Here is a 23,653-nt window from a genome sequence, read left to right as displayed (position 1 = left end):
AACCAACGGCAGTTTAGGTGAGCTGTCGTTGTTGACACTCCCCCACCTAGTTTGCAGGAATCGATTAGATTCCTGCTTTTTTATACCATTATTTATACCGCTTTAGCGCGAAACTTCTCGCTCGGATTAACTAATTCATTTTGCGCAGCAATGGTTTGCAGTTCCCATTCTTGTCTTTGTTGAGTCTCTTTTAATACGCCGTAACAGGCATTAGTTGCATGCTCAAATGCATCGACTTCGCTCATGCCATTTAATAATCCACCAGTGAATAAAGCGGAGATTAAGTCACCGACACCAACTGGTTGTTTATCAAATTCAAGTTGTGGGCGCTGGGTAATATAACAACCTGATTCAGTGGCGAGCATCATGGTAAAAGTGTCATCAGCAACAGAGTGCAGGTGTTTTACCAACACCATTTTAGGCCCCATCGATAACGCTTTTTGACAAGCGGCTCTGGCTTGCTCAAGGTTGTTGATTTCCATTTTAGTAAACTGAGTTAACTCAAATTGATTCGGCACAATCACATCAGCAATCGGCATCACTTCATTTATCAATTGTTCGGTAATACCTTCTGCGAGAATGCAGCCCTTTTCAGGATCGCCCATCACAGGATCGCACACATAAAGTGCAGCTGGATTTTGCAGTTTGACTGTATTGACCGTGTTAATAATAGCTTGGCATTGTTCTGCGCTACCTTGGTAACCTGATAATACCGCCTGACAGTCTGCTATTTTGCCGATATTGTCGATACCAGTGACTAGCTGATTGATATCATCTGCTGAAAAAGCGCGGCCTTTCCAGCCTTGTGAGTATTGGGTGTGATTTGAAAATTGTACGGTATGAATAGGCCAGACTTCCATTCCCATGCGTTGCAACGGAAATACTGCAGAGCTATTGCCAGCATGGCCAAATACCACATGAGATTGAATTGAAATAATGCCTTTCATTTATGACCTACTTTTATTGAGTTGTTTGATGCTGTTATCGCGTGAATTGAGCTTAATACACAGCCTGATGTGCTGACTGAGCTTTTAGCTTTTTACGTGTTATAAGTTTTAGCTTTTAAGATGCAAATTCATCGTTAGCTTATAGTCGCTTAGTATGGATATATCAATATTAGTATGGATATATCAATAATAGAGATAGTAGTCTGTGATCTTGAAGTGTTTAAGCTACACATAAACCACAACTTAAGCGCTGAGCGCATGGCAAAACCTGCTTGAATAAACGTAATAAAACGCCAATCTTATGATTGGCGTTTATCGTCATGCTAATAGATTAACTTATTAAATCAATTAAGCTTGAGCGGCTTGGTATTCAGCAAAGTAGTCATCTAATACTGAGCGAGTTTCACGGCCAATTAACTCATATTCATAGTGAGTTAAGTTAGCTAGAGAAACACGTACAGATGGATGAACAACATCAAACCCTTTACCTGGTAATAAAATCACGCCAGTTTTATGGGCTAAACGGAATAGGAAGTCTTTACCTTTACCGTGTTCTTTAAACCAGGTGACAAACGCGTCACCATAAAGCTTGCCGCCTAGTGTATCGAGCTCAAGTAGTGTGTAGTAATCAACACGGTCTTCGTTGTCTTCAACTTCAACACCCATGTTTTTATAGAGTGTGATGTAACGTTCACGAATAATACGTTTACAAGCCGCTTTGTAGTTATCTTCTAAGTCCATTAAACAGTTTAGAGAGAATAACGCCATTTGCACTTGCTGTGGTAATGCTAAACCCGCAGTGTGGTTTAGCGCGACCGCGCGGCTATCTGCAACGATACGATCGATGAATTTGATGCTACGTGGATCTGGCGTGATTGTTTTGTAACGGTTATCCAACTCTAGTTGATGTGCTTCAGGTAAGGCGCGCATAGCATCATCAAAGACATTGCTGTGATGAATACCAATGGTGCCTAAGCGCCAGCCGGTTGCACCAAAGTATTTTGAGAATGAGTAAACACATAAAGTGTTGTATGGCAGTTTGGCAAACAAAGACACAAAGTTGTCGGCAAAAGTGCTATATACGTCATCAGTAATGATGAATAAGTCGCTACGTTGGGTGTTTACAAAGTCAGTTAAACGGTTAAGTGTATCGTTTGAAAACTTAACTGATGCTGGGTTAGCTGGGTTAACAACACATAATAGCTTGATGTCAGTATCCGCTAATTTTTCAATTTCTGACTGTGGTAACTGCCAAGTGGTTTCGTCTAGACGGATCTCAACAATTTCGAGGTCGTACTCAGCTAGCTCTGGGATCTCTAAGTAAGGCGTAAAGATAGGCGTGATTAACGCGATTTTATCGCCTTTCTTAAGTAAGCCATTGTTAGCCATTGTCGCAAAAGTATAAGTCATTGATGCTGTGCCACCTTCGGTAGCAAACAGGTCAAAGTTAGTGGTCATTGGCATATCGCCATACATTTCTTCACCGATGTACTGTTTTACGACTTTCTCGATGTTGGTTAGCATGCGTGAAGGGACAGGGTAGTTACAGGCTAAAAATGCGTTTACAAATTCGTGTAAGAAAGACTGCTTTTCAATGCCTAAACGATCTTTTGCGTAGCTGATGGCTTTTTGTAAAAACTCAACGCCTTCTTTGCCTTGATTCGCTTTCGCAAACGTATCGAAACGTTCAACAACGCCTTCGCCATCAGGGATACCACCAAAGCCTTCATTTAAGTAAGAATAGCTGCGCTCTGATTCTTCTAATGCAAAGTCACCTAAGCGTAAAAATGCTTTACGTGGCAGGGTTGCTAGGAAGTTTGGGTTACCACGACCTGCATCTAATAAGGTGCGATCAGGTACTGTTTGTGCCACTTCAATTAACTTATCTTTTAGTTCAAATGGGCTTAAGTTAGCGAATTGGGTGAAGTCGATAGCCATTGCTGTATCAGTGTGTTGGTTATTCATAATGTTTACCTGTTTATATTTAATAAAATTAATCTGTTGGCGAGTAAGTTGAGTTGAACTCACTCGCCGAATTCATGCTATTGAGTAGAAATTAATGAGTAGAAACTATTGAGTTGAAATGATGCCGACAATGATTGGGCCCCAAAGGGTGAGCAATACATTGGCAATGGCATAAGTCACGGTGAAAGCAAAAACCGGTGTTGCGTTACCTGCTTTTTCAAGTAAGGCTGCGAATGCTGGGTTTGCGCTTCTGCCACCAGATACACAAGCTAATGCTTCAATTGGGTTCTTAATTTTCAATACGTAGTAAGAAATAAAGAATGAAATGATTTGCGGAATAATGGTTACCGCCATACCCAAGAACAATAAAGTTAATCCATGTTCTTTAATGGTATTAATGGCTTCTGGCCCCGCTTGTAGGCCGACAATACCGACAAAGACTGCTAAACCAAAATCACGTAAGAAGTTAGACGCACCTAAAGGCAGAGAGCCTATTGCTGGTTTACGACTACGTAACCAACCCACGAATAAACCTGAGATTAAACAACCTGCACCAGAACCGATGGTGACCGGAATGCCAGCAATTTCGAAGCTGATTAGGCCAATTAACAGACCTGCAACCATACCTAGACCAAAGAAAATAAAGTCTGTAGCAAAGGCTGAACCCAAACGTTTACCGATAGATTTTTCAACACGGTTAATGTCTTTTGAGTTACCAGTTAGTTGGATGATGTCGTCTTTCGCTACGACGAAATCAGCACTGATAACTTGTGAATGACCACCACGGATAATATCGGTGATATACACACCACGGTATGTATCGATATTGGCTTGTGCTTTTATTTGCGCAATTGTTTTACCGACCAATTTGGCATCTTTAGCAATCAGTTGACGATTTTCTTCGATTAACACTGTGCCTGTCGGAATAGCGACTTCACTAGTGGCTGCACCCATATGACCCGCAATCGCTTCACGGCGACCCGTAACAATCACTATGTCACCGGCCTTGATTGAAACCGCTTTGTCGAGCTCTATGTCGCTGCCATCTCGAGCAATCATTTCGATAGCAATAGCAAGCATGTCTTTATTGATTTGCTGAATCGTTCTGCCAATAAATGGATTATTCTCATCAACTTTATAAGCACGTGAAACTAAATCAGTGATGGCGTTAAACTCACCTGGTGCCAGTTCAGGTTTACCCCCTGACATTGATTCAGCTAGTTTGATTGCTTCACCACGGATATCCCATTTCATAAAGGTAGGAATTAACCATGACACCATCAAAATTGGACCTAAAGAACCAAAAATGTAGGTAACGGCATAACCGACAGCCACATTGGTCTGCATCATTTGTTTGGCTTCTTCAGTGACATTACCTAACTGAGATATTGCATCACCAGCGGTACCAATGATGGCTGATTGAGTGAGACCACCTGCAGCAAGACCTGCGGCGGTGCCACTATCAAGATCAAACATCATTGCTGCAGCAAGTACACACAATAAGCCTGTTACAGTCATGACAACTGCTGATAGGAGGATATTAATGGTTCTAAAGTTGAGCGCACTGAAAAATTGTGGCCCGCCTTGATAACCGACGGCGTAGATAAATAACGCGAAAAAGATGGTTTTTACACCAGGATCTATTTGAACTCCGAATTGGCCAATTAGTACACCCATGATCAAGGTTCCTGCCACACCACCTAGCACAAAGCGGCCGATAGTGATTTTACCAATGAGGTAACCTAGAGCGAGTGTTATAAATAAAGCGATATAAGGAGATATGGCAAATAGTTGTTCGATAATGCTCATAGTATTTGCTGCCTTAAAAAATAATAGTTCTTTAGTGAATGTTCACTGATTTAGTTGAAACTCAAACCAATTCACCGAAGAACTGAACTTGTAAGTGAGGGGGCGTGGTTTCGGCAGCAATGTTAGGGGGATAAATTAAACATGTTTAATCTTATATGAAGGATCAAACCCTCTATAAATTATTAGTAAATTTGATGAATAACTGGAGGTGATTTTTAAGCTAATGATTATTAGAGATAAAGTGTCTAACCTTGGTAAGGTAGCCGAAAATACATATTTAGAGTTTTTACTCAAATATATCCATTAAGAGATATAAAAAAAGCCAGATAAATATTGAAGATGACGAAAATAGAGTGGATTTAGATAAAAAAGACCGCAGCTTATCCGAGAATAAGCTGGTGCTAGAAATGGTGCTAGAAATGGTGCTAAAAAGCTTAACCTTGGTAATTGGCGAATACCTTAACGATATTTTTTTTAATCGGTGCTACTTGTTTTGAGTGTGGGGACCACATTGCAATCGGAACGTTCAAATGGTCTTGTATTTCATCGCATTCAAAGGTTACGAGGTTCTCTTTAAAAAGTTGAGAGTTGATGACTGAACTCGGTAACACCGCCCAGCCAATATTCTGCTGCACAAATTTTACTACCAATGCCATTTGATCTATGGCTTCATAATCGGCTGATAAAACCACTTTTTCTTCCATGTCGTCATCAATCATCGACTTGAGCACGAGCTGTCTTGATGATTTCATCACAGATAAGGCTTTACTCTTTGGGGTTGTTGCTAGTGGGTGTTCTTTACCAGCATAGAGAAGAAACTGTAAATTTTTTAAAAACGTAAAGTCGATGCTATTAACGATTTTACTGCTATAAACGTTGACTATCGCAACATGGATAGTCCCATTTTCAATGCCTTTCTTAATTTCCGGTTTGGTTCGAACAACAAAGTGGACTTTCATATTTGGAAATTCGATATCAAGACTTTTACGTATTTCAGCTAATATACCTTGGGGTAAAAAACTGCAATACGCAATAGTGATAGATTCAAGCCCACCATAAGATAAACTCAAGGCAACTTTATCAAAGGTCAGTGCTTGTTGAACCGTGGTTTTAGCGTATTGATAAAGTAACTCACCATCTTCAGTGGCTTCAACACTTCTACCAATTCGATGAAATAACTCTACTGCAACCTGATCTTCAAGATTAGTAATGACTTGACCGACAGTAGTGCGATGTTTTTCAAGTTTGGCTGCTGCTTTACTAAAGGAGCGCTGCTCATATACTGCAACGAAAGCGCGTAACTGCTCTAAGCTAAAATTCATTGGTTATTGGCTCCTTTATCAATTCAGTACACAAGTTGATGCTGTGCTATTTTTACGAGATTAAACACAAAGTTAATTAAGTTTTTACTCATCGTTTTAGTGTAATCAAGCTTGAGACTAAATGATACTGTTTGGCTATCACTATGCCGTGAACGGACTATTCTTTATCGGTTTGTGAACTGGATGAGTGCGGTGTTAAGCAGCTTGTTTAGAGACTGGTTACATCAGGTTACGTATCCCTCACTAATAAGCGGCAGAAGGTGATGGTTAAGCTTGAAGGGTCAAGTCCTCCCAAAGCGATTTCGGCAATGTCCCATACTCCCATAAAATAACGCCATTAATGAGTGAAATGACATTGTGTCCTCTGTTTTTGCTCTTTCGTATATAACCTTATTGGTGACTCAGATGCCTCATGAATTTGCTATTGGAGAAGTGTATTTTCCGCCCCTGCTCATTACTGTGATGTTGGCTTATTTTATAACCGTCGCGTTGGTCTTTATTGCAAACAAACTCGGTTGGCAAAGAGTGATCGTTATGCCTGCTTTAGTCGAGCTTTGTCTGGTGGCGATTATCACCGTGTTATTAAGCAGATTTATTGCATTTACCTAATTCATCAGATTTTTGGAGTTTGTTATGTTTCGTATAATTACTACGCTGGTGATGGTTGCGATTGCTGCCGTTGCAGTGTTAAGCCAATACCAAGATTACAGTGCTAATCCGTGGACTCGAGATGGTCAGGTAAGAGCTCATATTATTCAGATAACCCCGAGAGTGACGGGGCCTGTGACTCAGGTATTAGTGGAAGATAATAGCCAAGTAAAGAAAGGGCAATTGCTGTTTGAGATTGATCCTAGCCTTTACCGTGCAGAGTTAAGCAATGCTAAAGCAAAACAGTTGCAGGCTATGGCTTTATTAGATAAGGCTAAAAATGAGAATCACCGAGCTATGGCGCTTGAAAGTCGTAAACACGGAACGGTTTCTGAACTTGATTTAAATAACTTTCAAAATGCTGTGCAAACCGCACAGGCTAATTTGGCCGCTGCAGATGCTGTTGTAGAGCAAGCTGAACTCAATATGGCCTATACCCATGTAACAGCACCTACCGATGGTTTTATTACTAATCTGAATTTAAGACAGGGGGCCCAGGTTGTGGCAAATAATCCTGTTGTAGCCTTGATTGATCAAAATAGTTTTTGGATTGAAGGCTTCTTTAAAGAAACGGACTTACAAGGCGTCAATATTGGAGACAAGGCTCAAGTCACCTTAATGATGAATCCAAATAGCCCTATTAATGCTCAAGTAGAAAGTATTGGTTACGGTATCGCTAAATCAGATGGCAGCACGGGTAATACATTATTACCAAACGTGAACCCTAACTTTCAGTGGATCCGTCTCGCACAGCGCATTCCTGTCAAAGTGCATCTAGAGCAAGTGCCTGAGAGTGTGCAACTGCGAGTGGGGACAACGGCATCTGTACAAATATATACCGGTGTTTAATTTCAGGTTAACCGAACCGTTTATATCGATGAATTGAGCTGCATGAGTGGGTTGTGATACTCACTGAAATTGGGGATGAAAAAATGTTAAGTCGCGCAATGAAAGAAGCGATTAAGGTTTCGTTAGCCTTTACCAGCGCAATTGTACTGGCAATATTTTTTGGCTGGGACAAACCCTATTGGGCGGCCATCACAGTCGTGACCTTAGCGTCAAATGAGTCATTTAGCCACTCCATTAAAGCTGCGCATAACCGTATTTTAGGTACGTTTGTTGGTGCCAGTATGGCGATTGGTTTGGTTGCTTTTTTTGCTCAAGATCGATTCCTGTTTATTGGCAGTTTTATACTGCTGGCTGGCATATTTACTGCGATGTCTTATGACCGTAAGAATGGTTATTTTTTCAGAATCGCATTTATTGTCTGTGCACTAATAAGCTTTATGGGCAGCTTTGATGATGCAATATCAGTCAAGATTATCTTTTTAAGGCTACAAGAAACCATACTAGGGGTTGTTGTATTTTCATTGGTATATCAATTTTTATGGCCAATGAATTCAGAGGTAGAGTTTTACGAGCAGCACAAAAGTACATCAAAGGGTCTACATGATTTGGTGGTGGAGTTGACCGAATGTGTCAGTGGTAAAAGAGCCTACACCCAAGAAACATTAGCTGACTATCAAGCAAGATTATTGGCAATGTCGAATAATATTAAGTCTCACAGTTTAATTTTAGATTTACCTGCTGCAGGTAGCTATCAGCTGTCACAACAGCGTAAGCACTGGAGAAAACTGACTCTTGCTAGCTATGAAGCCATTGTTAAATTACAAGCTTGGTTAGACAAAGCGGCGCCATTAGTGAATAACACATCGCTTCCATCTGACTCTGAACATCAACAGGGGAGCACTCTACTTAGTGAACTTGCGAATGAAGCTGTGATTATTGAATTGAATGAACAGCTAATTGAAATCAGTGACACGGTTAGTTTAATTCAAGAGGCAAGGCGTGAGCTACACAAGTCAGCAGGCCAACTGAATCATTCTTTTGATGCAGTCGAAAAGATTAAAGTTACGAGTCATTGGCAACATGTTATTAAGCAATGGAATAATCCAACACCGTTATCAATACGGCTTAAAGACTCGGCGATTGTGATGGTGTCGCTAATGGCCAGTTTTGCTTTATGGATATATTTGCCGCTGCCAAATGGTTATATGTTCCCCATGTTAGCGGCGGTATTCGCCATAAACCTTGTTGCGATGCCAAAGTTCATTGTTAATCAAGCCTTGGTAGGGATGTGTGTATCAGGCACGTTAGTGCTACTACAATATACGTTCATCATGCCTGCACTGACTGAAATCTGGCAGCTTGCAGCATTCTATTCTATAAATTTACTGATTATTTGGCGGGTATGTTCAACGCCTGAATTAGCGGTTCAAAAAGTGATTGGAGCGAATTTATTAGTTGTATTAACCATGAGTGCATTGTATCTCACCCCGAGTTTCGATATTACCGCCTCACTTAATATGTTCGTACAGGTATTTTTAGCCTTAGGCGTTATTCGCTTTTTTATTGCTTGGTGCAAAGAGGGATAAACAATTTGATGAGTCTAGTGACTTAATAATCGCTAGGCTTATTTCGTCATTGGGCTAGAAAATCCCATAAAAGCTGACTTTTAAATGTTAATTTCAATTAATTGCTTGCGTCATTAAGCTTACGAGGGTGTGATTGTTTATTGAGCTTAACTTTGCAAGGCTTAACAAAAAATCGTTTTACCTACGCTGCTTTTTTACACAGTTTACCCTCGGTTAACATTAAAGGTAATTACACTTTTATTCTCAAATTAGTCTTGTAGCATGCCAACAAATTATATTGTTCCTTCGTTTTTTTCGTAAAGATGATGTGCGCTGAGTTGGGAATAACACCATGCTTATTGAGCATCAAACTGTTCGTTTACAAGTTGATAATGTACTAGTGCAGTATCATATTTTTGATACGAATGAACCCGTGATGGTGACTTTCCCTCCTAACTGTCAAGCTTTAACACAAGATCAAGTTGATGCCGATAAGCAGGCTTGGAGCTTTCATTTTTTTAGCAAGCGGAAAATGAATATTATCGCCTTTAATCATATTGGTGGGGACGATCATTATTTTGATTCTTTTATTTTCGCGCAATTTCTTCAAAAATTGTCACTCGCGTTGCAGCAATTCCCGAAAAGAATAGGCTATGGCGTGAGTAAAGGTGGCTTTGCTACCGCCTTTCATGCCGACAAGCTAAAGTTGGATAAAGCGTTATTGTTAATGCCGGTGAGTACCTATTGGCAGCCTGCAGCGCCTTGGGACCCTAAACTCGAGAAGCATTTTCAACTGCAAAAAGGCAATATGTCCTATCTTAATGCGAGTGAGTGCAAAACGCCTTTGACCATCATTTATGATCCTTTATACAAACCTGATGCTAATCATAAAGCCAGCTTTAAAAGCTGTATTGCCAGTTATCGATTACCTGGTGTTGGGCACCGAATAGCAAGAGCATTGGCTGATATAGGTTTATTAAAAGACATTATTCTAGCATTCAGGGAAGGTGATATTGATTCTGCACGCTTTTACCAAGCGGCGCGCAAGAGAAGGTATTTATCTTATTACTTTCGTTCTCTTGATAAAGTGCATGTCGGAACCGTTTCCAAAAAACGTTTAGCAATAATCTACTTACACAAGTTTTATCGATATAAAGAACAAAGTATTGATCTTGATAAAATCAAAGCTAGATTACAAGAAAGTGTGTGTAAACGCCTAGATTATGTATGTTGCCTTGTACACGGGAAAAAAATACTTGCCATAAGAAATGTTGCAGCGGGGTCGGCATTGGTTTTCTGTTAACGGGTGTAATTATGAAAGGATTAAGTTGAAAACGAACTAAGGTTCGTTTTTTTATGTCTGTCTTTTCTTGTACTTAAATTTATTTTCTTCCTCTTTCGCTGATTCTGATTCTGTTCCTTTATTGATTATTGAGATAGTTATTGCTCATCTGGCGTAAATTGATAACTATTGCAGTGATAAATAGGTGATTATTTGTTCATCAAATACGTCGCAAAAAGGAAATAAGATGCCTATTACTTACAAAAAGTCGCTGACTACACTTGCGGGAATATTGTCGACTTTTGCGTTTGCCACCGCGATTAACTTATCAACGGTAAATCACAGTATGGCCGCCCAATATGTATTTCCTCAGCAAAACCAAAGCACAGAACAGCAAGCGGCGGATGAAGCCAGCTGTGATACTTGGGCGACGATTCAAACAGGCTTTGAGCCAAATGCAGCCGCCTCGACGACACAAGCGGCTCAAGCTGTTGAACCAACAGCTGAGCGAGGGTCGGGTATGCGTGGTGCGATAGCTGGGGCAGCAACAGGGGCGATGATTGCTGAACTAGGAGATGATGACCGCAGCAATGCCGCACAAAACGGTGCTGCAATAGGCGCAGTGGCGGCAAGAAGACAAAGCCGCCGCGCATCAATCCAACAAGCCGAACAACAGCAAGCTGCTGAGCTGCAAGCACAAGCAGCTAGTACTGTTGGAGAAGATAACTTTTATCAAGCACGAGCGGCGTGTTTAGAAGGTAAAGGTTACAGTGTCAATTAACGGCATTAACTCGATTACGTATCAATGCCGTTTCGTTGAAGCTCATCTTCAAGTAATTGTTTGCCGTTGGTTTGCACATGATTTAAGAATTGATCCGCGATTAAGGTTTGTCTTTTTGATTTAGACCAAACAAAAAACCATTTTGCATTAATGGGTAAAGCGCTGACAGGAAGACGAACCAAGCCATGTTGTCCGCCGTATGTCAGGGTATGGGCAGACAATATAGAAATACCTAGCTTTGCCATCACACAATGTTTAATTGCTTCATTACTTTCAATGGTCATCTTTACATTGGGAGTAACATCATGCTCCTTAAAGAACCCTTCAATAGCATGACGCGTACCCGAACCTGTTTCTCGAATTAAAAAGGGGGCTTGGCATAATTGCGTTAAGCTAACGTGTGGCTGTTTTGCTAATGGATGATCTTGATGTGCAATGGCGACCAGTGGGTTTTGTAATAACTCAATACTGTTAAAGTCTGCATCGATTGGTGGGTGACTGAATACGTAAAAGTCATCAATACCTTGCTTTAAACGCTCAATGGTTTGTTCACGGTTACCCACATTTAATTGAATATCAATTTCAGGAAACTGCTCGCAAAAAGGGCCCAACAAATGCGGAATAAAATATTTGGATGTCGTGACAACGGCAATACGTAACGTCCCCGTTTTACATTCACGTAAATTACCTAACGACATATCGAGTCTGGCAAAACTGTCTAATACTTCTACCGCTGTTTTGACCATTTCTAGGCCAACATCGGTAAAGAGAAGCTTTCTATTTGATAAGCGGTAAATGGGTTCACCGACAGCATCAGCAAGCTTTTTCATTTGAATTGAGACGGTTGGCTGAGTCAGAAATAATGCTTTAGCGGCTTCGTTTATGCCACCTTTATCATGAACAGCTAACAGAATTTCTAATTGCCTGATGGTGCCAATGTGGGCGTGTAACCTTGATTGCATGTTAATGACTCTTAGATGTGAACGATTACTTTTCGATTCAATTTGCTTTGTAAGCTTACTTTAAAATCTAATATAGATAATAGTCTATTTAACTTATAGGTAATATCAATTTTTATCTATTTATATCTGTTGTCATAATGCCGTCATAAATATCATTGAGCAGAGGTGGACATTATGGATAGGCAATGGGTGTTTTGTGTGGTGGTGGCAGTGTTAATGATGTTGCTTGGTGCTTGGGTCGCAAAAACAGACGCTGTTGGTTTAGGGTTAATGGCTGTTGGATTTGGCTTGTTTCTATTGAGTTTTTTTACTGCATATTTAGACCGAGATAAGCTAAAAACACCTGATGTAGCTCAGTCCGTTATAAAGGATAAAAACGAATTATGTTAATTAACATTGGTTTTTTTCTGTTGGGTGTTTTTGCTGTTTTGTCAGGAACCAAAATCGCTTTCCCTAAAAGCTTCTATCAAGCCTTAATGCTGTTTTTAATGATTGCCATTGGGTTAAAAGGGGGCGTGGCACTGGCTGAACACGCGTCATGGACATTATTTACTCAGTCTTTATACATATTAGCTTTTGGTTTGATACTACCGTTTATTGCCTTTGCTATTTTGTATTATATCGGTTTGTTTGAACGCCATGACGCCGCATCAATCGCTGCACATTATGGTTCGGTGAGTGTTGGCACTTATGCTGTCGCCGTGGCGTATTTAGAAAGTCAGCATATACGCTATGAAGCTTACATCCCGTTATTTGTCGTCCTACTTGAAATGCCTGCAATTGTGGTGGGTATTATGCTGGCAAAACCGAGTTTGTTTAGGCAGAAAAAATCAATAGTCCAAGAGGAAAATGATAAACACGCTAGTAAAGCCTTATTACATGAAATGTTTTTCAATCAAGGGATAGTATTGATGGTGGGCAGTTTAGTGATTGGGTTTGTGGCTGCCGATGAGATTAAATCAATTACACCAGTATTTTTTAGTTTATTTAATGGTGTGTTGGCATTGTTTTTACTGGAAATGGGCATGGTTGCAGCAAGTCGTTTAGAAGATATTAAGCGAGCTGGAAGCTTTATTTTAGCCTATAGCATGGCAATGCCGCTCATTGGCGGTGTGTTAGGTTGTGGTTTAGGAGTTTTGATGGGGCTTTCAAGTGGCGGGGCGATTTTAATTGCAGTCTTGGGGGCAAGCGCGTCATATATTGCCGTACCCGCGGCGATGCGAGTCGCATTGCCACAAGCAAATCATAGTTTATCCATTAGTGCCTCTTTGGGGATTACGTTTCCGTTTAATGTGATGATTGGGATCCCTGTGTATACCGTGATGACACTGTGGTTTGTCAATTAACGTCCCCACTACTGTGATGGCTGGGAAACTATTTAATGGGATGAAAGGTTATTGCTAATTGAAGCGATATCTTCACTGCCTTTTACATAGAGTCGGTAAAACTCTGATTTAGTGAGCGGTTTTGAAAACATAAACCCTTGTAGATAATCACATGACAGCTGTTTTAATAACTGTTGCTGAGCAGGTGTTTCAATGCCCTCGGCGACGACTTTAACACCTATGTTATGTGCCATTGTCGTGATTGCTCTGACTAGGGCAGCACTGCTCTCATTGGTGGTGATGTTGGTGATAAATGAACGATCAATTTTAATGATGTCGATATCGAGTTCTTGTAAATAGGCTAACGACGAATAACCTATGCCAAAATCGTCAATAGCGACTTTGATGCCGTTGTTATTGAGCAGTTTTAATTGCTGCTGTATTGATGAGTCCGGTGTCATTAAGGTATTTTCAGTGACTTCAATGAGAAACGAGCCATGGGGAAGCTTGGACTTGTTACAGTCTAAAATCCATTGGTCAATCCATGTGCCAGAACGATCTATTTCAATAGGGGATGTATTGACACTAATTTGAATGACGTTCCCACTGGTTTGATAAAACTCAATTGCATCGGCAATGACTTGCTTACGCACCCAATTGCCTATGTCGACAATTAAGCCGTTCTCTTCAGCTAGAGGAATAAAATCATCGGGTTCTATTATGCCGAGTTCAGGGTGCTGCCAGCGAATTAAGGCTTCGACTTTTTTGACTACAGAGCCATTAATATCAAGAATAGGCTGATACATTAATAGGAATTGCTCTTCTTTTACAGCTTGCCTTAACTCCTCAGTTAATCGCCTTTTACCAAGGGCTTGTTCTTCCATGGCGAATGAGAAAAACTCATAACGATTACGGCCTTTATTTTTTGATAAATACATGGCTTGATCGGCATGTTTGACCACATCTTCTATGGTTTCCCCATCGCTTGGATAGAAGGTCAATCCGATACTGCTGGTAATATAAACCTGCTCATCTTTTATGGTGATTGGCTGCACTAAGCTGTTTTTGATGACTTCTGCAATTTCGCTAGCGCGGCGCTGATCATTGATGCCTTCAACAATTAATGTGAATTCATCGCCACCTAGGCGAGCGACAGTGTCATGGCCTCTTACACAGTTTTTTAAGCGCTTAGCGACTTGCTGTAATAGTAAGTCGCCATAGTCATGACCAAGGGTATCGTTAATCTCTTTAAAGCCATCAAGATCAATAAAGATTAATGCGAAAATCATATTGTCAGTGTCAATTAAGGACTGAAGTTTCTCATAAAAATAACGGCGATTAGGTAGGTCTGTTAAGCCATCTTGATAAGCATATTGGTGTAACTTTTCATTGGCGCTTTCAAGCTCTTCAGTGCGACTTTTTACTTGGCTTTCTAGGCGTTTGTCCCGTTGCTCAATGGTTTCAAGCATGTCGTTAAAGTGCGAGCTTAATTTTCCGACCTCGTCATCGGATAGCTCCTTCGCGCGTAAGCTATAGTCGTTAGAGTCAGACACTCGCTCTGCAATGGTGGCTAGATGTAAAATAGGGCTTAAAAAGCGTCGACGTAAAATTAACGATATTGAAAAACTGATCCCGAGTGCGAATATCAATAAAATAATAATAAATTGACCGTAAAACTTCACTCGGGTGTTGATGTAGCTGTCATCGGCTAATATTTGAATTTGGCCATATTCTTGTCCATCTAAGGTCAGCGCATTACTAATTTGTGTCACATTTAGCGCAGTGCTGAGTATGCTATTGGAGTCATCGGTTTCTTGGCTGACAAAAGCAATGACGTTGCCTTGGTTATCCGTCACTGTCACTGAAACAATGTCACCACGAAGCAAGATAGGGGTAATTAATTCATTGATGGCATCTTGATCATCAAATAATACCGCGGCAGTAATATTAGGAGACATCATCTTAGCTAATGTACTTAGCCCATCAATTTGTTCTCGTTTTGCGGTTGTTAATTCGTAAGCACTGAACACAAAAGTGACTGTGATAATGGAGGCGAAAGACACCCCCATTAAAATCATGAGTAATTTTTTGCTGATGGTGTTCATTGAGAATAATTTAGTCATCACATCACCTTTCCAGCACGCGACCAAGTCGCAATACTTTAGAACTCATAGTGATGCCGGATTGCTGTAATTGCTGCGGGGAGACTTCAAACCTGACTTTACCGCTAGCAATGAAAAAACGAATATGTCCGCCAGCCTCAATTAACCCCTTTGATTCGCCCACAACCATTGTGTTTTCAGCAATATAGTCTTGCTGTTTTTGCCAGCTTAACCAATCAGAAAGCGACGCAGATGAAATGAAAAGTAATTGGCATTGATTCACTTGCTCTAATTCAAATTGAATATGTCGAATAGTAATCGGGCGTTTATCGACTGAGCGTTGGTTTAATACTGACTTGGCGGTTTCTGTAAATGATGCATCAGGGCTACATATGACAAATTTATCAGGACTTAATGCGCTGTCATGCCATTCACCGTAACGGGCAAAATTATATAAAAAGCCCGCTTTAAGTGCGTATTCTTGCTCAGCAGCAACTGCACTTTGGCTAGTGAATAGCAAAAATGAGAATAGTAATACATGCAGAAGCTGAGTGATTTTATGCATTAATTCATTTAAAAATTAGCTGTGACTTTGAACAGCACACTTTCATCTATGTAGTTGGGGATTGTGTAGGTTTCTTGTCGGTTTGCATATTCAAGATGACTACCAGCAAATAAATTCTTCCCAGTGACTGAGACTCCCCAATGCTGACTTACTGCCCAATTCCAAGTTAAATCTAACAAGGTGTAGTTTTCCGTAAGGTATGCATCGCTATTTTCTACTCTGACAGTGGCAAAGATATTATGGCTGTCAAATAGGTGAACATCGGCTTTAGCAAAAATCTGTCGAGTCGTAGAGTCTCTACCAATGGCCGGAAACGTATTTTCAGGAAGGTCGTACTCAAAGGTGTTATAGCTATAACCAAGTTCAGCGTTAAACATATCTGCAGGTACCCAAGATAAAACGATATCACCACCTTGGGTAGTTAGATCGGCAGTCGACACAATATCAAATTGAATTGTCGTTTGCGTTAAGGCTTGTAATGCTTGCTGTAGCTGGCCCGATTGAAATAGGGCAAGGGCCGGGTAAAACTGTTCAACATTAGGGTTGATATCTATAACGGCAACATCTTCAGTCTCGGTATGATACAGCGAGACATCAAGGTTCCATGATTGCTGTGATAATCGATAACCTAACTCGTAGGATAACGATGTTTCAGCTTCAACGTCATCGTTACCGTTTAAATAGGTTTTAATATGGTATTCATCAATCGCTTCTATGCCTGTAGAAAAAGGTAAAACCTCACTGACTTTTTGACCATTAATCGCGTAATTGTCATTAAATTCAATTAAAGATGGAATACGAACGCTTTGAGATACTGCGCTCCATAACACTTGGTTGTCCTGCGGTTTCCATAATAACCTTGCTAATGGTTGGTATTCCCAATCAGTTAAGTCATTGTGCTCGGCTCTTGTGCCGAGAACAAGGTCAAGCTCCTCTGGAATAAGAGCAAACTGAGCTTGTATAAAGCCACCATATTGCTGCAGGTTATCGAACTCTTTGTCGCTATGCAGGAATAAACTGTCTTCAAAAGAAATGGTACTGTAGCGGTAATTTAAACCCCAATCGAGTTGTAATGCTTGATAAATAAAGTTCATCTGATAGTCGACATCAAATGATTCGAACTCTTCTTGTAGGTAGGTTTGCGAGCCAGATTGATTAAGCCAGGATACTTGTAGCATTTGATTCGCTGAGTCCGACATTCTGTTTTCAAGTCGCGCCATGACCCGTGAGTCTGTTCGCTCTAGTTTGTCGGTAAAAGTGATGTTTCGGTTAGTGTCATCAATCACACCACGATAATTTTGCCCCAATTTTGATTCAGTTATATCGCCTTGCACGAAACCTGACCAATGGTCGCTGGTTGAAAAATCCATCCTCCCACCAAACGAGTACTGCTGAGTGACATCATTAGGCTCTAGTACCAAGCCTTTTTCAGATGCGTCACCATCTTTTACATGACCATAAACCCGATAGCTGCCTATATCACTGATGTCATTGCCATAACGGATATTTGCATCAATATTAACTTGGCTGCCACTGGCGGCATCAGCATATAAACCTCGTGTATCTAAACTGTTTTTGGTAATGATATTAATCACACCATTGTTGGCGTTACTGCTCCAAAGCTGTCCACCTTGGCCACGAATGACTTCAATGCGTTCAATATCATAAAGCGGTACGTTTAGTGTTTCCCAGTACACCGCGGAAAACTGTGGCGTGTAAAGGCTTTGACCATCAATCATCACTAACATTTTACTGGAGAATCTTGATGCAACTCCGCGCGCTGATATTGCCCACTGATTGTTATCAAGTTGACGTACAACTAGGCCGGGTACCATTTTTAATGCTTCTGGAATAGAGGTTGCGCCAGAGTGGGTAATTCGTTCTTTACTGAGGACATAAATTGAGGTGGCAGTGTCAAATGCGGATTGAGATCGTTTCATTGCCGATGTCACTTGAATGTCCATCGCCATCAGTGACTCTAAATCTAAATCATCGAGGGAGCCTGCGGCATAAGTCATTGGTGACAAAATCACTAGAGGCATTAAAAAAGGTAAATGTGTTCTCAATATTTCATCTCCGACAGTCTATATATGCACGAATTACTTCATGGCGCATTGTGTGCGGCTGTTACATTTTACTTTATCATGTTGAGAAAATGTTAGTAATCTCGCCTGGTGAAATTATTTCCTTTTGCGATGTGGATCGGCTAAAACGTTGACCAAGCTGAACGTTTGAGTATTGTTGATGCTGACACCAATGTTGATGTTACCAATAAGTGTATATCAAACATCGTCTTTTTGCGTTTTCTTGAGGCGTGAATGTAATAAAAGCCAACAAATGATTTTTGTTGGCTTTTAAGTCAGATACAACGTAGACCGCTGGACTCAATAAAATCAATAGTAAAACAATCAACCTAAGTCAGGCAGAGCAGACCGTTTGAATTGTTTAAATGAGTTTCCTCTTGCTTATATGCTAATGAGTCAGCTTTCAATCTGTTATTGATTAATAGGCATATCCATCATGCTTATTGCTCAAACTATAAAATGTCGCTTGAACATAATCATCTGCGTCACCAGTATTGTTTTGGTTATAAACACCCGCTTTGAAGTACATGTATTGATTGCCAGCATCGTAAGAGCTAGCACTCATATCGACTTCTTCAACAACATCAGCTTTACCTTCGCGCATAATTGTTACGGTTAAGATATTACCCACCACTTTGACTCGGTAACTGAACTTTTCATCAAGGCTGATACCATCAGCTGGGTTTGAAGCTGAGCTGCTACGAGAACCAATCATTTCGTAGTATTGCTCAGATCCAGTAATGGGTTCATGGGCAATGTAAATTGAGCCTTTGCTATTCGATGGCAACTTACGGTAATAAAGGCGAAGAGGTTCGTCATCGTTAGCATGGATCTGCCCAACAATCACACGTCCCACTTGGCTACTATCTCCGGTGGTGGTGACATGGTTGACGGCAAGCGTTGCTTCTAATGTACCGTCGACACCACCTGCTTCGCTTTGATCTGATGAAGGAGCGCTGCTGAACACCCAGTTATTGCCTCCGACACCTTGAGTGCTATAACTGGTATCTCCGCGGCGTAGCATTTCACGTAACTCAGTACGAGCATAACTGGTGTTAGTAGAGGTTTTTGGTGCATCAATAGGGCATCTGAACACCATGCCGCCATCTGCTGCGGTGTAAAAGTATGGGCTTCGAGTATATCCACTGGATAATTCAATTTCTTTAATGGTGTCTGACTTACCATCGTTGTTTTCATCAACAGGCACACCCAATGTCCAATCCACTAACTCGAAGTTACCTGACGGTGGTAAGTCAGGGTCTAAATTTCCTACAGGGTTGCTGGGTTCTGTAGGCTCAGTTGGCGCACTGCCATCAGAACAACCATTGATTTTGGTTTCAACAATGCTGTTCCATGTATTTGAAGAGTTGCCATAGCCTATGATTTGGACATACTGCGCGCTTGTATCAGTAACATCATATTCTTCAAGGCCAGAATTACTTCCGCTAGACTCCCCTGAAGCTAAGACGGAAATCCAGTTATTGCCATCTGATGATGTTTCAATATCAAAGTAAGATGAGCGTTCATTACCTTTAAACCATGCTACAGAGACAGATTTAACTTCTGATTGGACACCTAAATCGTAAATAATGGTTTTGCCCTCACCATTGGATGACCAGCGTGATTCGGTGCCAAAATTATTGTCGATGGTATTCGCAGGTCCATGGCCATCGTTGCTACCATTATCGGTTGCTGAGGCAATGGTTAACGCACTGCTACCTGTGCAGGTGACTGGTGTGATTGGCTCTGTGGGTTCTGTAGGCTCTGTGCTGTTTGATGTTTTTTCTAATCCAAATGAGTCAAAGCGACCTTCACTACCAAAATACTCTCCATAAATAGTGATAGTATTTGCTGAGCCACTATTAAATGACACACTGACTTGTTGCCATTCACTTGTGCTTACCGTAGTCGATTCACTGACACCGCTGCCTGAAACCCCTAGCTTTCCGCCACCAGACACATACGCTGTAAGGATATAGTTACTATTGGCATCGACAGTGACGTTTTGTTCAACCCTGCCGTTATTGCCAGACATTTTTGCTGATTTACTGCCTTGATAAGCCACACCAGAGACGGATGAAGGATCGATATCGGTCCAGCCATCAAAGCTATTTTCAAAGCTAGGGTTGTTAATGTTGATGGTTTCAGTGTGAACAAAACCGCAGCTGAAAGTGCAAGTAAGTGCTGTCGCCAGGGTAATGGCAAGTTTATGCTTTTTATGATGTTTTATCATTTTTGTACCTTAGGTCGTTTCCCCATTTGAGTTAACAACTTATTCAGTAAAATCTCTTACTTTATCTCAGCAGTTAGATCAGATCATTGTATGAAAAGCGAATACAACTGAATAAGTTGTTGCTACCTAATACATAAAATGACCTCAGTAATGTAATACACTATTTGAAGCATTAGGTATTACTGGTTATATGATCTTGTTACCAATTTGTAAAACTTATTTATATCTAAATAACGCAAATTGGTTATAATTCAAAGTGGGTTGAATAGGTTTTATATTGTTGTTACGTGTTATGTTTCTGATTTTAAAGGGTGTGTATATTTTTATAGCCTTGTTATTTACATAGCTGGTTCTTATATCATTTTAGAATAACTATATAAGTGATTGCTTATTTTTTTCTTTATAAGTCAAATTGGTAAGGTAGGTTTATGCTTTTGAATGATTCTTTAACTGTTAATCAGGAAAGTCTCTGCATATTCACAATCTGGTAAGGTTTAGAGTGACAATGTTGAGCTTGATAGTGCGGAAGAAAGCGTTAAGCGAAAATCGCTCAACTTTGATTAAGCGTCAAATCGCTAGTGTATCCAGTCTGCTGGTATCACTGACGAGGTAATCGTTTAGCGGGTGAGTTAGTTCATTTTGCAATAATACGCCGCTGGATTAATCATTTTTTATTAGAGCTTGATCTAATTTTTGGACATTAGTTGTACGTATTTTCGCCCTAACCGAGTGTGACAGAATTAACTGTTTTGAAAGAAAATTTAATTAACATTTTTGGCACTTGCAATCGTGCTAGACGAGGTGGGTATGGCACTTTTGCTAGTAAAAGCCTTGTGGCTAGTGCATGTGCCTAGTATTGGCTTGTTTGGTAATATATTGAAGGTTTGCTGAATTTACAATTAACTAACATTCTCCTTCGGATAAGGCATATAGCCTGACAACCCCTACTTTAGTATAAGGTCTAGCTACTTGACCAATGGCACGTAGTGCATGACACTCAAAGCTATTCTAATACCCTACACAGTTACGGATGGCTCAATAAAATGCTAATTTTCCTCCTTTGTATTGCGTTATTGATCCTCGCTTACAAGTTTTACAGCCCTTTTGTAGAACGCCAAGCAGGCATTAATCCCAACGCAAAAACCCCACAACAACGTTTTGAAGATGGTGTCGACTATGTTGAAGTTCACCCTGTTAAAGCGTACTTAATTCAATTCTTGAACGTTGCAGGTGTTGGTCCAATCTTTGGTCCCATCTTAGGTGCCTTATATGGCCCAATTGCACTTGTTTGGATTGTACTGGGTAATATCATTGGTGGGGCGGTTCATGACTACTTCTCTGGTGTATTAAGTATCAAAGAAGATGGTAAGAGTTTACCTGAAATTGCTGGACATTATTTTAATGTTTACTTTAAAGGTGTCATGCTGATATTCACGGCAATGTTATTGTTCTTCGTGGGTGTCGTATTTATTATGAGCCCAGCAGGATTATTAAGTAACCTTGACTATTTTGAAGGCACTATTTTAGCCAATAACGTCTTTTGGGTATTAGTGATTTTAGGTTACTACTTCTTAGCGACCTTACTGCCTATCGATAAAATCATTACTAAACTTTACCCGTTATTTGGTTTATTAATGATTGTGATGACGACATCTATTGCGGTGGCGTTATTAATTAGTGCTCCTCAGTTACCAGAAATGGGCGATATTTTCGCTTACTTTGACCATAGCCATTACAACAATGATTTATTAGAGCCAAACCCAGATGGACTACCTGTATGGCCATTGCTGTTTGTGACCATTACTTGTGGTGCAATTAGTGGTTTCCACTCGACTCAAGCCCCTATCATGGCGCGTTGTTTAACCAACGAAAAATACGTGCGCCCAGTTTACTACGGTGCAATGATGTCAGAAGGTATTGTTGCTTGTGTATGGGCAACTGCTGGTATTGCGGCTTTCCCTGGTGGTTATGCAGAGCTTAAGAGTATTCTGGATGCTGGTGGTCCTGGACTTGTTGTTAATCAAGTTGCAACCAGCTACTTAGGTGTTGCGGGTGGTATTATGGCAATTATTGCTGTTGCTATTTTCCCTATCACGTCTGGTGATACAGCATTCCGTTCATTACGATTAACCATTATTGATGCATTTAAAATCCCGCAAAGTATACGTAACCGTTTACTTGTGGCATTGCCAATTTTAGTGATTGCTTACTTCATGACTAAGATTGACTTCTCGCTGATTTGGCGTTACTTCGCCTTCTCAAATATGCTGCTTTCTACCAGTGTTTTATGGTTGGCGACTAAGTACTTATTTGACCGTGGAACTTTCCACTGGATTGTGAGCTTGCCTGCGATTGTCGGTACTTGTGTCACCGTATCTTATATTATGACTGCGGGTATTGGTTTTGGTTTACCACAATCATTAAGTCAACCTGTCGGGATTGCCACCGGTATCGTTTGTTTAATTGGGTTAATCATTGCCCATAATAAACGCAAACCTGTGACTGAATAACCTCGGTAAGAAAAACAAAAAGGACTGCAATTGTAGTCCTTTTTTGTATTTGTTCGCACTAGAAGTCATTTTACGTTTTATTGCTGATGAACGCTTTGAGACGTTCGCTCATATCAGAAAATATGCTAAATAATCTGACGAATCCGTAATAAAGGTATCTAAGCTGAAAGTCCCCCAAATAATACAAAAACACGTCATCAGCTTGTTTTCGAGTAATCGGAATCTCATGCCGGTACTGGCACAAAACGTCATGAACCATCGAAGCGTAATAGGTGATAGGTTTACCTGTATTAACCAGTTTTCGACCATCTGGTACACCCAGTAAGCATAAATCAAAGCAATTTACTTTTGGTGTGCAACCATCCCAAGCATAACCCTTTTCACGGCTTCCCTTTACAGTGATATCGCCAGCGGTATTGATCTCTAAAAACGTATCTTCTTGGCTGAATGCTTGCTTAATTGTGGTTGCGTGGAATACCACATCTTCATGGACCACAAATTTATAAATGCCTTTTCTTTTTTTAGCGGGGCTGGCTGTAAGACTCATGCTTCCTCTCCTCCTTGAAGATGGATTTATAGTGCATCGTTGTTGTGCTAGTGATTAATCTAGCAGACTTGGTCAGTAAAAAAATCAGTAGAGAGGATGTTTTAAAGCGCTAGTGAAGTGTTAAAACAAGTTACCACAGCCTCAAGTAAGGCTGTGG

The 23,653-nt window shown here is 40.6% G+C and carries 18 protein-coding genes; 8 read left to right on the top strand and 10 right to left on the bottom strand.

Features of this window, described 5'->3' with window-relative positions; genetic code table 11:
• Nucleotides 1-92 precede the first annotated feature (92 nt).
• From pdxY to AB4128_RS16990, 4 genes are all read right to left on the bottom strand, one after another.
• Nucleotides 93-947, bottom strand: a complete 855-nt coding sequence (pdxY, locus tag AB4128_RS17005; RefSeq protein ID WP_372038386.1) for a pyridoxal kinase PdxY — start codon at nt 945-947, stop codon at nt 93-95.
• 348 nt (nt 948-1,295) lie between these two features.
• On the bottom strand, nt 1,296-2,912 hold the full coding sequence (locus AB4128_RS17000; protein ID WP_065109966.1) for a bifunctional aspartate transaminase/aspartate 4-decarboxylase: 1,617 nt from the start codon (nt 2,910-2,912) through the stop codon (nt 1,296-1,298).
• A 105-nt stretch (nt 2,913-3,017) separates the two neighbouring features.
• Entirely contained in the window at nt 3,018-4,721 is a 1,704-nt protein-coding gene (aspT, locus tag AB4128_RS16995) for an aspartate-alanine antiporter (RefSeq protein ID WP_372038385.1), read from the bottom strand.
• Between the two features lie 434 nt (nt 4,722-5,155).
• Nucleotides 5,156-6,043: a LysR family transcriptional regulator gene (locus AB4128_RS16990; RefSeq protein WP_372038384.1), complete on the bottom strand. Its 888-nt coding sequence runs from the start codon at nt 6,041-6,043 to the stop codon at nt 5,156-5,158.
• A gap of 405 nt (nt 6,044-6,448) precedes the next feature.
• On the opposite strand from AB4128_RS16990, the gene AB4128_RS16985 reads away from it, so the two are divergent.
• From AB4128_RS16985 to AB4128_RS16965, 5 genes are all read left to right on the top strand, one after another.
• Nucleotides 6,449-6,652 carry a DUF1656 domain-containing protein gene (locus AB4128_RS16985; RefSeq protein ID WP_055024777.1) on the top strand — a complete coding sequence of 68 codons (204 nt, stop codon included), beginning with the start codon at nt 6,449-6,451 and terminating at the stop codon, nt 6,650-6,652.
• Between the two features lie 24 nt (nt 6,653-6,676).
• Nucleotides 6,677-7,540: an HlyD family secretion protein gene (locus AB4128_RS16980; protein ID WP_055024776.1), complete on the top strand. Its 864-nt coding sequence runs from the start codon at nt 6,677-6,679 to the stop codon at nt 7,538-7,540.
• Between the two features lie 83 nt (nt 7,541-7,623).
• Nucleotides 7,624-9,126, top strand: coding sequence for an FUSC family protein (locus AB4128_RS16975; RefSeq protein ID WP_372038383.1), 1,503 nt, complete (start codon nt 7,624-7,626; stop codon nt 9,124-9,126).
• A 331-nt stretch (nt 9,127-9,457) separates the two neighbouring features.
• Nucleotides 9,458-10,408 (top strand): hypothetical protein, encoded by a 951-nt coding sequence (locus AB4128_RS16970; protein ID WP_372038382.1) that lies wholly within the window; start codon nt 9,458-9,460, stop codon nt 10,406-10,408.
• 226 nt (nt 10,409-10,634) lie between these two features.
• Nucleotides 10,635-11,168: a hypothetical protein gene (locus AB4128_RS16965; protein ID WP_372038381.1), complete on the top strand. Its 534-nt coding sequence runs from the start codon at nt 10,635-10,637 to the stop codon at nt 11,166-11,168.
• A gap of 14 nt (nt 11,169-11,182) precedes the next feature.
• Here AB4128_RS16965 and AB4128_RS16960 read toward each other — a convergent pair whose 3' ends face one another.
• Entirely contained in the window at nt 11,183-12,130 is a 948-nt protein-coding gene (locus AB4128_RS16960) for a LysR family transcriptional regulator (protein WP_372038380.1), read from the bottom strand.
• Nucleotides 12,131-12,304: 174 nt separating this feature from the next.
• Here AB4128_RS16960 and AB4128_RS16955 point away from each other — a divergent pair, with 174 nt between their 5' ends.
• Both AB4128_RS16955 and AB4128_RS16950 read left to right on the top strand, forming a co-directional pair.
• Entirely contained in the window at nt 12,305-12,520 is a 216-nt protein-coding gene (locus tag AB4128_RS16955) for a hypothetical protein (RefSeq protein ID WP_372038378.1), read from the top strand.
• Nucleotides 12,514-13,476, top strand: a complete 963-nt coding sequence (locus AB4128_RS16950; protein WP_372038377.1) for a sodium-dependent bicarbonate transport family permease — start codon at nt 12,514-12,516, stop codon at nt 13,474-13,476. Before AB4128_RS16955 ends, AB4128_RS16950 begins: the two co-directional genes overlap by 7 nt.
• 32 nt (nt 13,477-13,508) lie before the next feature.
• Here the strand turns inward: AB4128_RS16950 and AB4128_RS16945 are convergent, their stop codons facing one another.
• The 4 genes from AB4128_RS16945 to AB4128_RS16930 form a co-directional block, all read right to left on the bottom strand.
• Nucleotides 13,509-15,578 carry a putative bifunctional diguanylate cyclase/phosphodiesterase gene (locus AB4128_RS16945; RefSeq protein ID WP_372038375.1) on the bottom strand — a complete coding sequence of 690 codons (2,070 nt, stop codon included), beginning with the start codon at nt 15,576-15,578 and terminating at the stop codon, nt 13,509-13,511.
• A 4-nt stretch (nt 15,579-15,582) separates the two neighbouring features.
• A complete protein-coding gene (locus tag AB4128_RS16940) occupies nt 15,583-16,122 on the bottom strand; it encodes a YfiR family protein (RefSeq protein ID WP_055024768.1) in 540 nt (179 codons plus the stop codon).
• A gap of 8 nt (nt 16,123-16,130) precedes the next feature.
• Nucleotides 16,131-18,164, bottom strand: coding sequence for a TonB-dependent siderophore receptor (locus AB4128_RS16935; protein WP_080915050.1), 2,034 nt, complete (start codon nt 18,162-18,164; stop codon nt 16,131-16,133).
• A 460-nt stretch (nt 18,165-18,624) separates the two neighbouring features.
• Nucleotides 18,625-20,439, bottom strand: coding sequence for a polysaccharide lyase family 7 protein (locus AB4128_RS16930; protein WP_119969095.1), 1,815 nt, complete (start codon nt 20,437-20,439; stop codon nt 18,625-18,627).
• A gap of 1,043 nt (nt 20,440-21,482) precedes the next feature.
• On the opposite strand from AB4128_RS16930, the gene AB4128_RS16925 reads away from it, so the two are divergent.
• Nucleotides 21,483-22,949, top strand: coding sequence for a carbon starvation protein A (locus AB4128_RS16925; RefSeq protein ID WP_055024765.1), 1,467 nt, complete (start codon nt 21,483-21,485; stop codon nt 22,947-22,949).
• A gap of 70 nt (nt 22,950-23,019) precedes the next feature.
• Here AB4128_RS16925 and AB4128_RS16920 read toward each other — a convergent pair whose 3' ends face one another.
• Nucleotides 23,020-23,496 (bottom strand): hypothetical protein, encoded by a 477-nt coding sequence (locus AB4128_RS16920; protein ID WP_080915053.1) that lies wholly within the window; start codon nt 23,494-23,496, stop codon nt 23,020-23,022.
• Nucleotides 23,497-23,653: the final 157 nt, after the last annotated feature.

The organism is Shewanella sp. 10N.286.52.A9, from assembly GCF_041468985.1.
GTDB classification, from domain to species: Bacteria; Pseudomonadota; Gammaproteobacteria; order Enterobacterales; family Shewanellaceae; genus Shewanella; species Shewanella japonica.
The sequence above is the reverse complement of the archived record's forward strand: the minus strand, read 5'-3'. Positions and strand labels throughout refer to the sequence as shown.